Below are 14,114 nucleotides of genomic sequence, written 5' to 3'. Positions count from 1 at the left end.
CCGTCACCAGGATCCGGGTGCGGACCCGGCGGCGACGGTGGCGGGTCGCTCGACGCGTGAGTGCACGTCGACGACCGTGTGGTCTCGGGCGGCGGCGGAGACCGCCTCCATGACCTCGAGCACGTGGAACGCGAGGTCGCCGGAGGCTCGGTGCGGCCGGTCCGTCGCGATCGCGTGTGCCATGTCGGCGAGGCCGTAGCCGCGGCCGGCGTCGGCGTACCCGGCGGCGACCGGCAGGTCGCGCCACGAGCGGTCGTCGGCGGTGGCGATCGCGACGGTGTCCGAGAACCGGTTCGGGTCCGGGACGCCGAGGGTGCCGGCGGTGCCGTACACCTCGAACAGCGGGGCGCGGGTGGCCCACACCTCGAACGAGACGGTCACGGTGGAGACCATGCAGCCCTCGTGCTCGAGGATCGCGACGACGTGGGTGTCGATGTCGACCGGGATCGACGTGCCGGCGTTCGGTCCGGTCGCGATCGTCCGTTCCCGGGTGGAGCGGGTCGCACTGCCGCTGACCCGGACGACCGGCCCGAAGAACGTGACGAGGCTGGTCAGGTAGTACGGCCCCATGTCGAGGAGCGGTCCGCCGCCCGGCTGGTAGTAGAACGCCGGGGCGGGGTGCCAGAGCTCGTGCCCGGGTGCGCTCCAGGCGACGGCGGCACCGACCGGGGTGCCGATCGCGCCGTCGTCCAGGGCGGCCCGCGCGGTCTGGATGCCGGTGCCGAGGACGGTGTCCGGGGCGCTGCCGACGCGCAGGCCTGCGGCGCGGGCGGCTTCGAGCACCGGTGCGGCCTCGTCGGTCGACATCGCGAGTGGCTTCTCGCCGTAGACGTGCTTGCCAGCGGCGATCGCGCGGGTGGCGACGTCGGCGTGCGCGGCCGGGATCGTCAGGTTGAGCACCACGTCGACGTCGTCGGCGGCGAGCAGGTCGTCCACGGTGGTCCCGCGCACGCCCTGTGCCGCACCGACCTGCTGGGCACGGGCGACGTCGAGGTCGGCGACCGCGGCGAGCTCGAGGCCGGGCAGCGCCGCGAAATGCTCGAAGTACTGCTGGCTGATGACCCCGACGCCGACGACACCGACGCGGAGCGGCTTGGCAGCAGCGCCGCGGAGCACCCCCTCGTTCACCGTGCTGCCCACAGGAGTCCCCGTTCGATGATGGTGCGGAGCGGTTGCGACTCGACGACCTCGAGTCGGTGACCCGGAGCCGAGACGAACACCCGTCCCTCGCCCCACTGCCTGGTCCAGATCGCGGGCGCGGTGACCGGCCGGTTCCAGGCGTCGAAGTCCCGGGCCTCCTGCGTCGTGGTCGCCAGCACGTCGTTGTACTCGTCGCTGAGCACCCAGTACTGCTCGGTGACGAGGTCGAAGTCCTCGATGCCCTGCGTGATCGGGTGCTCGTGCCCGAGGTCGGTGATGTGCACGGTGTAGGGGATGTAGTTGTCCGACTGCTCGCCGACCCGTTCGTCGGGGTGCTTGCCCGCGTGGTGCGCGAACTGGCCGCCGATCATGTGCAGGTAGTCGGCGGTGTTCCGGAACGCGTCGGCGATGCCGCCGTGCCACCCGGCCAGGCCCGCACCGCCCAGCACGGCGCGCTGCAGCCCGGCGAACTCGTCGTCGGCGATGGTCGACATCGTGACGACCTGGACGATCAGGTCGACCTCGTCCATGACGGACTCGTCGGCGTAGACGGCCGTCGAGTCGGACACCCGGACCGCGAAGCCGCTGTCCTGCAGGAACGGCACGAACAGGTCGGTGGTCTCGACGGGCTGGTGGCCGTCCCACCCGCCGCGGACCACCAGGGCCTGGCGTGTGCCGTCGGCGGCGCTCACGAGGTCACCGTCCAGCTGCTGCCGTCGGCGGCGCTGCGCTCGACGGCGTCGAGCACGCGTTGCACGTGCAGGCCGTCCTCGAACGAGGGCGAGGGGTCGGTGCCGGACGCGATCGCGTCGACGAAGTCCTTCACCTGGTGGCTGAAGGTGTGCTCGTACCCGATGAGGTGCCCAGTCGGCCACCACGCGGCCATGTAGGGGTGCTCGGGTTCGGTGACCAGGATCCGGCGGAAGCCCTGCTCCCCCGCCGGAGCGTTCGACTCGTACAGGCGGAGCTCGTTCATCGCCTCGAGGTCGAACTGGATCGCCCCCTCGGACGCGCTGATCTCGAGCGTCAGGCCGTTCTTCCGGCCGGTCGCGTAGCGCGTCGCCTCGAACGTGCCGATCGCGCCGTCCGCCGCGCCGCCGGTCAGCCGTGCGGTGAAGAACGCGGCGTCGTCGACCGTGACCTGGCCGCGCTCCTCGGAGGCGGTACCGGACAGCCCGACGCCCTCGGCCATGAGCGGCCGCTCGGTGACGAAGGTCTCGAGCGTGCCGGACACCGTGGCGAGGGAACCACCGGTGACGTGCTCGACGAGGTCGATCGCGTGCGCACCGATGTCACCGAGTGCGCCCGAACCGGCGAGCGACTTGTCGAGCCGCCAGGTCATCGGGCCGTCGGCGTCGGCGAGCCAGTCCTGCAGGTAGAGCGCGCGGACCTGGCGCACGGTGCCGATGCGGCCGTCCTGCACCAGCTGCCGGGCGAACGCGATGGCGGGCACGCGTCGGTAGCTGAACCCGACCATCGCCCGGACGCCTCGCGCACGTGCTGCGTCGGCGGCGGCGGTCATCGCCTCGGCCTCGGCGACGGTGTTCGCGAGCGGCTTCTCGCACAGGACGTGCTTGCCGGCCTCGAGCGCGGCGATCGCGATCTCGACGTGCGACGACCCCGGGGACACGACGTCGACCACGTCGATCTCCGGATCGGCGACGACGGCACGCCAGTCTGTGGACGCCGCCTGCCAGCCGTACTGCTGACGGGCAGCCTCGGTGCGTCCGGCATCACGCCCGACGATCACCGCCATCTCGGGTTCGGCGCCGAGGTCGAAGAACCTGGGGGCGGTCCGCCACGCCTGTGAGTGCGCGGCTCCCATGAAGCCGTGCCCCACCATCGCGACCCGCAGTCGTTGCTGCACCGTCGACTCACTTGCCATCCGCTCGCTCCTTTGCGATCACGTGCTTGCCACAGCCAACACTACCGCTTATGTTGGGCGCGGCAACATTTTGTTTCGACGACGAACGGTGACCACCATGGCAACGACGCCCACCCGTGCAGACAAGTTCTCCTTCGGTCTCTGGACCATCGGCTACAACGGCTCAGACCCCTTCGGCGGGCCGACCCGACCCGCCCTCGACGTGGTCGAGGCGGTCGAGAAGCTCGACGAGCTCGGGGCCTACGGCCTGACCTTCCACGACGACGACCTGTTCGCGTTCGGTTCCACCGACGCCGAGCGCCAGACCCAGATCGACCGCCTCAAGGGTGCTCTCGAGTCGACCGGGATCGTCGTGCCGATGGTCACGACGAACCTGTTCTCCGCTCCCGTGTTCAAGGACGGCGGCTTCACCTCGAACGACCGGCAGGTCCGCCGCTTCGCGCTCCGCAAGGTCCTGCGCAACATCGACCTCGCCGCCGAGCTCGGCGCGTCGACGTTCGTGATGTGGGGCGGCCGCGAGGGCTCCGAGTACGACAGCGCGAAGGACGTGCAGGCCGCGCTCGAGCGCTACCGCGAGGCCGTCAACCTGCTCGCCCAGTACGTCACCGACAAGGGCTACGGCATCCGCTTCGCCATCGAGCCGAAGCCGAACGAGCCCCGCGGCGACATCCTGCTGCCGACCCTCGGCCACGCGATCGCCTTCACCGAGACGCTCGAGCGTCCGGAGCTGTTCGGCATCAACCCCGAGGTCGGCCACGAGCAGATGGCGGGCCTGAACTTCACGGCGGGCATCGCCCAGGCGCTCTACCAGGGCAAGCTCTTCCACATCGACCTGAACGGCCAGCGCGGCATCAAGTACGACCAGGACCTGGTGTTCGGTCACGGCGACCTGCAGAACGCGTTCTCGCTCGTCGACCTGCTCGAGCACGGCGCACCGCAGGGCGGCCCGGCCTACGACGGCCCCCGCCACTTCGACTACAAGCCGAGCCGCACCGAGGACATCACCGGCGTCTGGGACTCCGCGTCCGCCAACATGCGCATGTACCTGCTCCTCAAGGAGCGTGCGCAGGCGTTCCGCGCCGACCCCGAGGTGCAGGCAGCGCTCGAGGCCTCGAAGGTCGGCGAGCTGTCGACGCCGACGCTGAACGACGGCGAGTCGTACGACGCGTTCCTCGCCGACCGCTCGGCCTACGAGGACTTCGATGCCGACGCCTACTTCGGTGGCAAGGGCTTCGGCTTCGTCCGCCTGCAGCAGCTCGCCATCGAGCACCTGATGGGCGCGCGGAATTGACCGCAGACGCGCCAGCGGCTGCATTCCGCGCGCTGAGGCGGCCTGCCGCCGAAGGGGCTGAGAACACGGGCGAGCGCCAGCTCGTCGCCGGCGTCGACTCGTCGACCCAGTCCTGCAAGGTCACCATCCGTGACGCCGCGACCGGTGCGGTCGTCCGCGAGGGACGCGCGTCCCACCCGGACGGCACCTCGGTCGACCCCCGCCACTGGTGGGACGCCCTCGGTGCCGCCGTCGCCGACGCCGGCGGCCTCGACGACGTCGGCGCCGTCGCCATCGCCGGGCAGCAGCACGGGATGGTGGCGCTCGACGCCGACGGCCGCGTGGTCCGCGACGCCCTGCTCTGGAACGACGTGCGCAGTGCGGATGCGGCCGCGCAGATGGCCGAGGAGCTCGGCCGGGAGGCGTGGGTCGCCCGGACGGGGCTGGTGCCGGTCGCGTCGTTCACCGGGACCAAGCTGCGGTGGCTCCGCGACACGGAGCCCGGGAACGCCGCCCGCGTCGCGGCCGTGGCGCTGCCCCACGACTGGCTGTCGTGGCGGCTCCGCGGCCACGGCCCGGCGGACGAGAGCCCGCTCGGCCCCGACCTCGACGCCCTGGCGACGGACGCGTCCGACGCCAGCGGCACGGGGTACTGGGACCCGGTGCGCCGCGAGTACGACCCGGAGCTGTTCGAGCTCGCGCTCGGGCGGCCGATGCGTCCGGCGTCGACGGGCGACGACGACGCCGTGGTCGTGCCCCGCGTGGTCGCTCCCGACGAGGCGATGGGCACCCTGTCCACCGACGTCGAGCTGCCCGGCGGCGCGGTCGCGCGGTCGGGCCTCGTCGTCGGCGCCGGACTCGGCGACAACGCCGGGGCAGCGCTCGGCCTGGGTCTCGGCCCGGGTGACGTCGCGGTGTCCCTCGGCACGAGCGGCACGGTCTTCGGGGTCAGCGACGCCGAGGTGCGTGACCCGAGCGGGACCGTGGCGGGCTTCGCCGACGGGACCGGGTCGCGCCTCCCGATCGTGACGACGCTCAACGCGGCCCGCGTGCTCGAGGTGATCGGCGGCCTGCTCGGCGTCGACCACGGCGAGCTCGGCGAGCTGGCGCTGCAGGCACCGGCCGGGGCCGACGGCCTGGTCCTGGTGCCGTACTTCGTCGGCGAGCGCACGCCCAACCGGCCGGACGCGACCGCATCGCTGCTCGGCATGACGCCGGCGACCACCGACCGGGCGCACCTGGCCCGGGCGGCCGTCGAGGGGATGCTCTGCGCCCTCGCCGACGGACTGGCCGCGGTGCAGGGCACCGGGGTGACCGTCGAGCGGCTGCTGCTCATCGGCGGCGCTGCTCGGAACCCGGCGGTCCGTACCGTCGCCGCGCAGGTGTTCGGCCGTGACGTCCTGGTGCCGGAGCCCGGCGAGTACGTCGCCGCGGGTGCTGCGAAGCAGGCCGCGTGGGCGCTCACCGGCGCACTGCCGACGTGGGACACCGCGACGACCACCGTGCCGTCCGACCCGCACCCCGAGGTGCTCGAGCAGTACCGCGCCGCGGCGCGCTGACCGACGCACCGGATCCGACACTCCCCGCCCCCGGCGCCCTCCACCAGGGCACCGGGGGCATCATCGTCCCCGGAGGACCCCCATGCCACTGACCGACCTGCCCCTCGACGCGCTCCGCGACCACCGCTCGGACGTCCGTCGTCCCGCCGACTTCGACGCCTTCTGGGCGGACACGATCGTCGCCGCCCGAACCGCGGGCGAGGGGGTCGAGACGACCCTCGTGCCGGCCGAGACCCCGGTGACCGGTCTCGTCGTCGAGGACCTGACGTTCCCCGGGTTCGCCGGCGATCCGGTGCGCGCCTGGGTCAACCGTCCGGTGTCGGACGACCCGGGCGCACTACCGGTCGTCGTCGAGTTCCTCGGCTACGGCGGCGGCCGTGGTCGCCCGGGCGAGCGCGTGCACTGGGCCCTCGCCGGGTACGTGCACGTCGTGATGGACACCCGCGGCCAGGGCTCCGGGTGGGCCGGCGGCGACACCCCGGACCCGCACGGCTCCGCACCGCACGCCAGCGGCTGGATGACGAACGGCATCGGCTCGCCCGCCGATCACTACTACCGCCGCGTCTACACCGACGCCGTGCGGCTCGTCGAGGCGGTGCGCACGCTGCCAGGGGTCGACCCGGAGCGCATCGCCCTGACCGGCGGCAGCCAGGGCGGCGGCATCACGATCGCCGCGGCGTCCCTGGTCGAAGCGCACGTCGGGCCGGTCGCGGCGGTGCTGCCCGACGTGGCGTTCCTGGCCGACTGGCGGAACGGCACCGACGTCGCGGTGGGTGGGCCGTACCTGGAGCTCGCGCAGTACCTCGCCGTCCACCGCGACGCTGCCGACACCGTGTGGGCGACCGCTGCGTACCTCGACGGCGTGAACCACGCCCCCGGCATCACCGCTCCCGCGCTGTTCTCGGTCGCGCTGATGGACGACGTCGTACCGCCACGCACGACCTTCGCCGCGTTCAACGCCCTCGGCTCCACCGACCGCGAGATCGTCGTGTACCCGTACAACGGGCACGAGGGTGGCGGGTTCCGGCACTGGGAGCGTCAGGCGGCGTTCCTGGCCGACCGCTTGCGCTGACGGGCGTCGGGTGTCAGGCGCTCGTCCGGAGCGTCTCCTTCGGGTACTCGTCGAAGCGCTGGTGGTACGTGCTCGAGAACCGCCCCATGTGGCGGAATCCCCACCGGTGCGCGACCTCGGCCACCGTCGTCTGCGCACAGTCGGCGAGTTGCAGTGCGATCCGCACCCGGTCGAGGCGGACCTGCAGCAGGTACGTCATGGGGCTCACGCCGACGTGCTGCACGAAGTTCTCCTGGAGCGTGCGGGAGCTGACCCCGATGGCACCGCAGACGTCCGCGAGCTGGAGCGGCCGGTCGCAGTGCTCCGCGAGCCAGGCCTGCGCGAGCTGCACGGTGTTCACCGTCCGGGGCAGCGGCCGGGCGTCGGGTTCGGCGTCCGCCCCGCCGTAGGCCCGCAGGACGGACTCGGCCAGCAGCACCTGCGCCGACAGGTGACCGCCCGGGTTGCGGTCGGGGTGCAACGCGTTGACCGCGACCGCGTTGATGCGGGCGACCAGGTGGGGCACCTCGGCCTCGGTCGGGCGTGATCGCAGTCGGCCGGCGAAGCGGTGGTCGAACACGACGCCGTCGACGGCGTCGAGGAATCCCCTTTCCACCCGCAGCACCTGGACGGTCCCCGCCGGCACGAGCAGCGTGAACGGCCGGTCCGTCGGCAGGAGCACCGGCAGGCCGGGCCGGGTGGGCGCATCGTCGTCGACCCGGAGGCAGCCCGCGGTCGACCACGCCAGCACCGGCGTGCCGTCCGGCGTGAACGAGGCGGCGGCGGCCGTCGAGACCGCCGACGAGAGCAGCGCGACGTTGTGGTGGCGCACCGTCCGGTGCCGGAACGCGAACCGGTCGGTGGGCGCGAACCGGACGTCGCGACCGCCGTACACGGCACGCACCGTCCGGACGGCGTCCCCGGGGGTCTGGCCGCACCGCTCGGCCGTCCGGAGCGCGTGGCCGACGGCGACCCGCGGGACGGTGTCGCTGCTCATCGACCCGACCCAATCCGGGCACGGAGGTCCGCGAAGGTGAACCGCTCGCGGTCGACGTCGTCCTCGGACTGCACGATCCACCCGCGTCGGGCGGCGCGTGCCCGCGCCCGGTAGGAGGTGATGTGGACCGGGGTGACCCCCGGTGCACGCTCGTAACCACTCATCAGATCCTCCGATCTGTCCCCGGGCCTCCGACCCTGTTCGGAGGGGGACAGTGTGAGTACGTCTCGGACGATAAGCGCCCTCACCGGGGTCCACAATGGCCCCCGAACGGGTGCGATCCACATCCGCGCACCCCGGATACCGGCGGCGTGGTGGCGTCGGAGGCCGATCCGCCCGACCGCCTCGTACGCTCCACGTATGGACCAGGTACCGACCACGGCGAGTGGTCCCGAGCGCAACGGAGCACGGCTGTCCCGCACCGTGCACGAGGCGCTGCGGTTCGTGCACGCCCACGCCCGCGAAGCGATCTCGGTACCGGACATCGCCGCCGCTGCCCACCTGTCGACCCGCGGCCTGCAGAGCGCGCTCCGACGAGAGCTGCAGACCGCTCCCGCGTCGTACCTGCGCGGTGTACGGCTCGAAGGGGTCCGCCGCGACCGAGCTCACGCCGTGGTCGGCACCCGACCACCCCGAACGACAGGACGGACCCTCCGCATGACTCCCGACCACCGTGCCCGCTGGACGGTACTGCTCGCAGCCGCGCTCACCGCAGGACTCGCGCTCGCCGGCTGCACGGCCCCGACCGCCGCCCGGGCCGACGGGTTCGACGTGACCGGCTTCCAGCCAGAGAACGCCGACACGGCACTGGTGGACGCGAACGCTGCCGCGATGGACGTGGTCGGCGTCGACGGGCTGCTGCTGAACAGCACGGGGACGAAGGTCGCCGCCCCGTCGCGCGCCGCCAAGGCCCAGCGCAACCGGGCCCACGCGAACGGCCTCACCGCGCAGCTGCTCGTGAGCAACTACTCCGAGGCCGACGGGGACTTCAGCGAGCCGATCGCGCGGAAACTGCTCACATCGCCCGCGAACCGCGCCCGGGTCGTCCGTTCGCTCGCCGCCGACGTGGCAACGGGCGGCTGGGACTCGGTCATGATCGACCTCGAGGCGCTGACCCCGGCCGAGAAGCCCGGTCTCACCGCCTTCGCCCGGGAGCTCCGGGCAGCCGTCGGCGACGACGTCCGGCTCGACATCGCCCTGTCCGCGTCGACCACCGCCGCCGGGTACGCCCGTCTCGGCTACGACGTGCGAGCCCTCCGTGCCCCGCTCGACCACCTGACGCTCATGGCGTACGACCAGCACGGCCCCTGGGAGCCGGACGCGCCGGGCCCCGTCGGGTCGCTCGCGTGGTCGTCGAAGGCCGCCCGTGCCCTCGCGACCCTCGCCCCCGCCGACCAGATCGTGCTCGGCGTCGCAGGGTACGGCTACCACTGGAAGGGGACGCGTCCGGCCGGCCAGCTCTCGGACGCCCAGGCACGACTGCGGGTCCGGAAGGCGGGCGCGACCGCCCGGTGGGACACGACGGTCGGCGAGTGGACCGCGACCCTGCGGAGCGGCGAGGTGCTCTGGTGGTCCGACGCACGCTCCCTGCGCGAACGGGTCGCCCTGGCGGAGCGGCTCGGCCTGACCGGCGTCGCCGTCTGGTCACTCGACCTGTCCGACCGGATCGAACCGGTCGGGTGACCGCGACCCGGCGACGGACAGGAGGCGCGGTGCGGGCCCGCCCCGCGCCTCCTGTCCGTCGCCCGGTCACGCCCAGGGCGGGTGGTCCGTCACCAGGTCAGACGACCGACCACTCCACCAGGCGGGGATCGCCCGGGGTGACCTCGTGCACCGCGCCCGTGATCGCGACGGTGGCTCGCTCCGTGGCGGTGCCGGGGACGGGGTGTCGGACCGGCCCGCCTCCGGACGCGACGATCCCACCCGCTGCCACCGGGCCTCCCGGCCGTGACGCCGCCGCGTGCGACGCGACCCAGACCTGCACGTCGCCCGGCTCGACCACCTTGCGCATCCGGCGGTCCGTGAACGCGAAGCGCTGCGCCGGGACGCGGAAGCGGACCCGCGCGGACTCCCCCGCGGCGACCGCGACCCGCGCGTACCCGAGGAGCTGCACCTCGGGCCTGGTGACGCTGCCGTGCACGTCGTGCCCGTACAGCTGCACGACGTCCTCGCCGTCACGTGACCCGGTGTTCCGGACCGTCACGGACGCGGTGAAGACGCCGTCGGACCGGACGTCCGGGTCGACGACGAGCTCGTCGTAGGCGAAGTCGGTGTAGCCGAGGCCGAAGCCGAACGGCCGCACCGGCGTCGAGTCGGCGGCCGTGACGTCCGATGGACCGCCGAGCCGCGGGTGCAGGTAGGTGAACGGCTGCGCACCGGCGGACCGGGGCAGGGACAGCGGCAGGCGGCCCGAGGGCGAGGCAGCACCGGTGAGCAGGTCGGCGATCGCCAGCCCGCCGCCCTCGCCCGGGAAGAACGCCTGCACGACCGCGGCCGGACGCGGCTGGTCGCCGTCGAGCGCCCAGCCGATCGCGTACGGCCGGCCGGTGAGCAGCACCATCACGGTGGGGGTACCGGTCGCGACGACGGCCTCGACCAGCTCACGCTGCACGCCGGGCAGGTCGAGCGACTCGGTGTCGTTGCCCTCGCCGACCGTGCCGCGGCCGAAGAGCCCGGCCTGGTCGCCGACGACGACCACCGCGACGTCCGAGGCGGAGGCCACGGCGACCGCGTCGGCGAAGCCGGCCCGGTCGTCGCCCGTGACGGCGCAGCCCGCTGCGAAGCGGACCGCCGACGGGCCGAGGGCCTGGGCGACGGCTTCGCGGACGGTCGGGATCGCGAAGCCGAGCGGCAGGTCGGGGTGCGAGGCGAGCACGTGGTTCGCGAACGAGTAGCAGCCCTGCAGGGCCTCGGCGCGGTCGGCGTTCGGGCCGATGACCGCGACCGAGCCCCCCGGCGCGAGCGGGAGGACGGGGGCGGTGCCGTCGACGGGGGCGGTGCCGCCGTCGACGGTGGTGCTGCCGCTGCCGTTCGACAGCAGCACGAGCGACTTCGCCGCCAGCTGGCGTGCGAGTACCTGGTGCTGCGGGGTGTCGAGGTCGATGCCGGTGGGGGCGTCCCCGGCGAAGGCGTCCGGTTCGAGCAGGCCGAGCCGCTCCTTCTGCCGGAGCACCCGGAGCACCGCCCGGTCGACGAGGGCCTCGTCCACCTGACCGCTGCGGACGCGCTCGACGAGCGGCGCGAGGTACGCGTCACCGGTCGGGAGCTCGACGTCGATGCCGGCCTCGAGCGCCAGCGCCGCGGCCTCGCCACGGTCGGCGGCGATGCCGTGCATGACCTCGAGGAACGCCACCGAGAAGTAGTCCGCGACGACCGTGCCGTCGAAGCCGAGCCGGTCGCGGAGCAGGTCGGTGAGCAGCTCGCCGTTCGCCGCGACGGGCACGCCGTCGATCTCGGCGTACGAGTTCATGACGCTCCGGGCGCCGCCGTCGCGCAGCGCCATCTCGAACGGCGGCAGGTAGACGTCGGCCACCTCGCGCGCCCCGGCGTGCACGGGGGCGTGGTTCCGCCCCGCCTGCGACGCCGAGTACCCGAGGAAGTGCTTCAGGGTCGCGTCGACCCCGGCGGACTGCAGCCCGCGCACGTACGCGGTGCCGACCGTGCCGACCAGGTAGGGGTCCTCGGCGATGCACTCGTCGACCCGGCCCCAGCGGGGGTCACGGATCACGTCGAGCACCGGTGCGAGCCCCTGGTGGACGCCGAGCTGGCGCATCGACGCACCGATCGCGGCAGCGACCTGCTCGACGAGCTGCGGGTCGAACGACGCACCCCACGCCAGCGGGGTCGGGAACGTCGCGGCCTTCCACGCGGCGAGGCCGGTCAGGCACTCCTCGTGCACGAGCGCGGGGATCCCGAGCCGGGTCTCGCGTTGCAGGCGGCGCTGTTCGGCCCAGAGCCAGGCGGCACGCTCGTCGGGTTCGACGGGGCGGGTGCCGTAGACGCGGGTGAACTGCCCGATGCCGTCGCGGGTGATGTCCGCCAGGGTGCTGCCCTGCTGCACGGCCGCCATCTCGCCCTGCATGGGGGCGACGACGCCGTTCTGGTCGAGCCAGTAGCCGACGAGCTGGGCGACCTTCTCGTCGAGGGTCATCACGGCGAGCAGGGCGTCGGCGCGGGGGCCGGCGGTGGTCGCGGTCGCGTCCGTCGCGGTTGCGTCCGTCGCGGTCGCGTCCGTCGCGGTCGCGTCCGTCGCGGTGTCGGCCTGGAGGCGCGGGTCGCGTCCGGCGGTCCGCGTCGCGTCGGTCGCGGTCACCCCTTCACCGCCCCGGTCAGGCCGCCGACGATGCGGCGCTGGAAGATCGTGAAGAACACGAGCGCCGGGATCATCGACATCGAGGTGAACGCGAGCACCTTGGCGGTGTCGACGGAGTACTGCGACGAGAACGACTGGACCCCGAGCGGCAGCGTGTAGGCGGCCTCGTTGTTCAGGATGAACAGCGGCAGGATGTAGCTGTTCCAGCTGGCGATGAACGCCAGGATGCCGACCGTGACGACCCCGGGCAGCGACAGCGGCACGACCATCCGGAAGAAGAACCCGAGACGGCTCGCCCCGTCGATCGACGCGGCCTCCTCGAGCTCGTCGGGGATCGCCCGCAGGAACGGCACCAGGATGATGACGGTGGTCGGCAGCGCGAACGCGATCTGCGGCAGGATCACGCCGGCCAGGCTGTTCGTCAGTCCGAGGTCCTTGACGAGCAGGTACAGCGGGGTGATCGCGACGGTGATCGGGAACATCAGGCCCGCGGCGAACAGGGCGTAGAGCGCCCCGCGGCCGGCGAACCGGTAGCGGGCGAGCACGAAGCTCACCATCAGCCCGAGCACGACGACCCCGATGGTGGTCGTGACGGCGCTGATCGTGGAGTTGCCGAGCTGCTGCCAGAAGATCCCGCTGGACAGCACGGACCCGTAGTTGCCGAACTCGAACGGCGCCGGCAGCCCGGCGGGGCTCGTGGTGATCTGCGAGTTGGTCCGGAAGCCGCCCAGCACGATGTAGAGCACGGGTGCCAGGTTCGCGGCGACGAACAGGATCGCGACGACGTAGGTCAACGGGTTCGCGCGTCCGATCGCGGCACTGGACCGTCGCTCCCGCACGGCCCGGCGCCCGGGGGCGACGATGCTCGTGGTGGCCATCAGTTCTTCCTCTCGGTGAGTGCACCCGCGGTGTCGCGGCGGAGCACGAAGCGCTGGTAGATCAGGGCGACCACGAGCGAGATCACGAACATCACGACCGCGACGGCGCTGCCGAAGCCGAAGTTGCCCGAGGTCCGGCCGTTGGCGACCATGTACGTCGCCATCGTCGAGGTGCCCGCGGTCGACGCGATGTACTGGCCCCAGATGATGTAGACGAGGTCGAACAGCTGCAGTGAGCCGATGATCGACAGGAACGCCCAGATGCGGATGGTCGGACCGAGCAGCGGCAGGGTGATGCGCCGCTGGATCTGCCAGTAGCCGGCGCCGTCGATCGCGGCGGCCTCGAACAGTTCCTCGGGGATGCTCTGCAGGCCGGCGAGGAACAGGATCACCGCGAAGCCGATGTACTTCCACGAGATGATCACGAGCAGCGTCCAGATGGCGATGTCGGGGTTCGACAGCCAGTCCGCACGGAGTCCGCCCAGGCCGATGCTCTGCAACAGGTCGTTCACGGCGCCGTTCGACTGGAGCATCAGGCTCCACCCGGTGCCGACGATCACCTCGGAGATGACGTACGGCACGAAGACGAGCACGCGGACGAGCCCGCGTCCGTGCATCTTCTGGTTGAGCAGCAGGGCGAGCACGATCGCGATCGGCCCCTGCAGCACCAGCGAGAGCACGACGATGAAGCCGTTGTGCATCAGGACCGCGTGGAACGCCTTGTCCTGGAAGATGATCAGGTAGTTCTGCAGCCCGACGAAGTCCGTGGGCGGCCCGTAGCCCTGCCACTTGAAGAACCCGTAGTACGCGGCGAGCGCCACGGGCAGGATCACGAACGTGACGAAGACGATGACCGCGGGTCCGGCGAGGACCGCGATCTCGACGCGCTTCCGCCAGTCGGCGATGCGGCGCTTGGTCCGCCGACCGGCGGGGAGCGGCGAACCGCTCCCCGCCGGGGACGTCCCCGCGGCCGTGTCCGACCCGGTGGCCGGAGTCGTACCGAGCGAGGTGTCGAGGGTCAT

General features: G+C 72.6%; 12 protein-coding genes. 4 read left to right on the top strand and 8 right to left on the bottom strand.

The features are described from left to right. Positions 1–3 precede the first annotated feature (3 nt). Genes Q9R26_RS16935 through Q9R26_RS16925 form a run of 3 tightly spaced genes read right to left on the bottom strand, consistent with a single transcriptional unit; the run spans position 4 to position 3,025 of the window. On the bottom strand, positions 4–1,140 hold the full coding sequence (locus Q9R26_RS16935; RefSeq protein ID WP_311227974.1) for a Gfo/Idh/MocA family oxidoreductase: 1,137 nt from the start codon (positions 1,138–1,140) through the stop codon (positions 4–6). Beyond that, positions 1,125–1,832, bottom strand: a complete 708-nt coding sequence (locus Q9R26_RS16930; protein WP_182066249.1) for a ThuA domain-containing protein — start codon at positions 1,830–1,832, stop codon at positions 1,125–1,127. Before Q9R26_RS16930 ends, Q9R26_RS16935 begins: the two co-directional genes overlap by 16 nt. After that, positions 1,829–3,025: a Gfo/Idh/MocA family oxidoreductase gene (locus Q9R26_RS16925; protein WP_311227973.1), complete on the bottom strand. Its 1,197-nt coding sequence runs from the start codon at positions 3,023–3,025 to the stop codon at positions 1,829–1,831. The genes Q9R26_RS16930 and Q9R26_RS16925 overlap by 4 nt, the downstream gene beginning before the upstream one ends. Before the next feature lie 97 nt (positions 3,026–3,122). Between Q9R26_RS16925 and xylA the strand changes: the two genes are divergently transcribed. From xylA to Q9R26_RS16910, 3 genes are all read left to right on the top strand, one after another. Further along, a complete protein-coding gene (xylA, locus tag Q9R26_RS16920; RefSeq protein ID WP_182066248.1) occupies positions 3,123–4,316 on the top strand; it encodes a xylose isomerase in 1,194 nt (397 codons plus the stop codon). Positions 4,317–4,348: 32 nt separating this feature from the next. Next, positions 4,349–5,854: a xylulokinase gene (gene xylB / locus Q9R26_RS16915; RefSeq protein ID WP_311228005.1), complete on the top strand. Its 1,506-nt coding sequence runs from the start codon at positions 4,349–4,351 to the stop codon at positions 5,852–5,854. Positions 5,855–5,936: 82 nt separating this feature from the next. After that, complete coding sequence (locus Q9R26_RS16910) at positions 5,937–6,926, top strand: acetylxylan esterase (RefSeq protein WP_311227972.1); 990 nt, start codon at positions 5,937–5,939, stop codon at positions 6,924–6,926. A 13-nt stretch (positions 6,927–6,939) separates the two neighbouring features. On the opposite strand, the gene Q9R26_RS16905 is transcribed toward Q9R26_RS16910, so the two are convergent. Both Q9R26_RS16905 and Q9R26_RS16900 read right to left on the bottom strand, forming a co-directional pair. Next, positions 6,940–7,902 (bottom strand): helix-turn-helix transcriptional regulator, encoded by a 963-nt coding sequence (locus tag Q9R26_RS16905; RefSeq protein WP_259580558.1) that lies wholly within the window; start codon positions 7,900–7,902, stop codon positions 6,940–6,942. Continuing rightward, the gene (locus tag Q9R26_RS16900) at positions 7,899–8,066 is read right to left on the bottom strand and encodes a hypothetical protein (RefSeq protein ID WP_311227971.1); all 168 of its coding nucleotides are present in this window, start codon (positions 8,064–8,066) and stop codon (positions 7,899–7,901) included. The genes Q9R26_RS16905 and Q9R26_RS16900 overlap by 4 nt, the downstream gene beginning before the upstream one ends. A 196-nt stretch (positions 8,067–8,262) precedes the next feature. Here Q9R26_RS16900 and Q9R26_RS16895 point away from each other — a divergent pair, with 196 nt between their 5' ends. Further along, positions 8,263–9,585, top strand: a complete 1,323-nt coding sequence (locus tag Q9R26_RS16895; protein WP_311227970.1) for a glycosyl hydrolase family 18 protein — start codon at positions 8,263–8,265, stop codon at positions 9,583–9,585. A 97-nt stretch (positions 9,586–9,682) separates the two neighbouring features. On the opposite strand, the gene Q9R26_RS16890 is transcribed toward Q9R26_RS16895, so the two are convergent. Genes Q9R26_RS16890 through Q9R26_RS16880 form a run of 3 tightly spaced genes read right to left on the bottom strand, consistent with a single transcriptional unit; the run spans position 9,683 to position 14,114 of the window. Next, entirely contained in the window at positions 9,683–12,214 is a 2,532-nt protein-coding gene (locus tag Q9R26_RS16890; RefSeq protein ID WP_396136841.1) for a glycoside hydrolase family 3 N-terminal domain-containing protein, read from the bottom strand. Beyond that, positions 12,211–13,092 (bottom strand): carbohydrate ABC transporter permease, encoded by an 882-nt coding sequence (locus Q9R26_RS16885; protein ID WP_111024614.1) that lies wholly within the window; start codon positions 13,090–13,092, stop codon positions 12,211–12,213. Before Q9R26_RS16885 ends, Q9R26_RS16890 begins: the two co-directional genes overlap by 4 nt. Beyond that, positions 13,092–14,114 (bottom strand): carbohydrate ABC transporter permease, encoded by a 1,023-nt coding sequence (locus Q9R26_RS16880; RefSeq protein WP_182066460.1) that lies wholly within the window; start codon positions 14,112–14,114, stop codon positions 13,092–13,094. The genes Q9R26_RS16885 and Q9R26_RS16880 overlap by 1 nt, the downstream gene beginning before the upstream one ends.

Origin of the sequence: Curtobacterium sp. BRB10, from assembly GCF_031844325.1 — a bacterium.
Lineage (GTDB): Bacteria > Actinomycetota > Actinomycetes > Actinomycetales > Microbacteriaceae > Curtobacterium > Curtobacterium poinsettiae_A.
This window is presented reverse-complemented; position numbering and strand designations above follow the sequence as displayed.

Excerpts from the sequence above, each read along its gene's own strand:
- Q9R26_RS16905 (WP_259580558.1), bottom strand. The coding sequence starts at position 7,902 with ATGAGCAGCGACACCGTCCCGCGGGTCGCCGTCGGCCACGCGCTCCGG.
- Q9R26_RS16900 (WP_311227971.1), bottom strand. The coding sequence starts at position 8,066 with ATGAGTGGTTACGAGCGTGCACCGGGGGTCACCCCGGTCCACATCACC.
- Q9R26_RS16885 (WP_111024614.1), bottom strand. The coding sequence starts at position 13,092 with ATGGCCACCACGAGCATCGTCGCCCCCGGGCGCCGGGCCGTGCGGGAG.
- Q9R26_RS16895 (WP_311227970.1), top strand. The coding sequence starts at position 8,263 with ATGGACCAGGTACCGACCACGGCGAGTGGTCCCGAGCGCAACGGAGCA.
- Q9R26_RS16910 (WP_311227972.1), top strand. The coding sequence starts at position 5,937 with ATGCCACTGACCGACCTGCCCCTCGACGCGCTCCGCGACCACCGCTCG.
- xylA (WP_182066248.1), top strand. The coding sequence starts at position 3,123 with ATGGCAACGACGCCCACCCGTGCAGACAAGTTCTCCTTCGGTCTCTGG.
- Q9R26_RS16925 (WP_311227973.1), bottom strand. The coding sequence starts at position 3,025 with ATGGCAAGTGAGTCGACGGTGCAGCAACGACTGCGGGTCGCGATGGTG.
- Q9R26_RS16880 (WP_182066460.1), bottom strand. The coding sequence starts at position 14,114 with ATGACCCTCGACACCTCGCTCGGTACGACTCCGGCCACCGGGTCGGAC.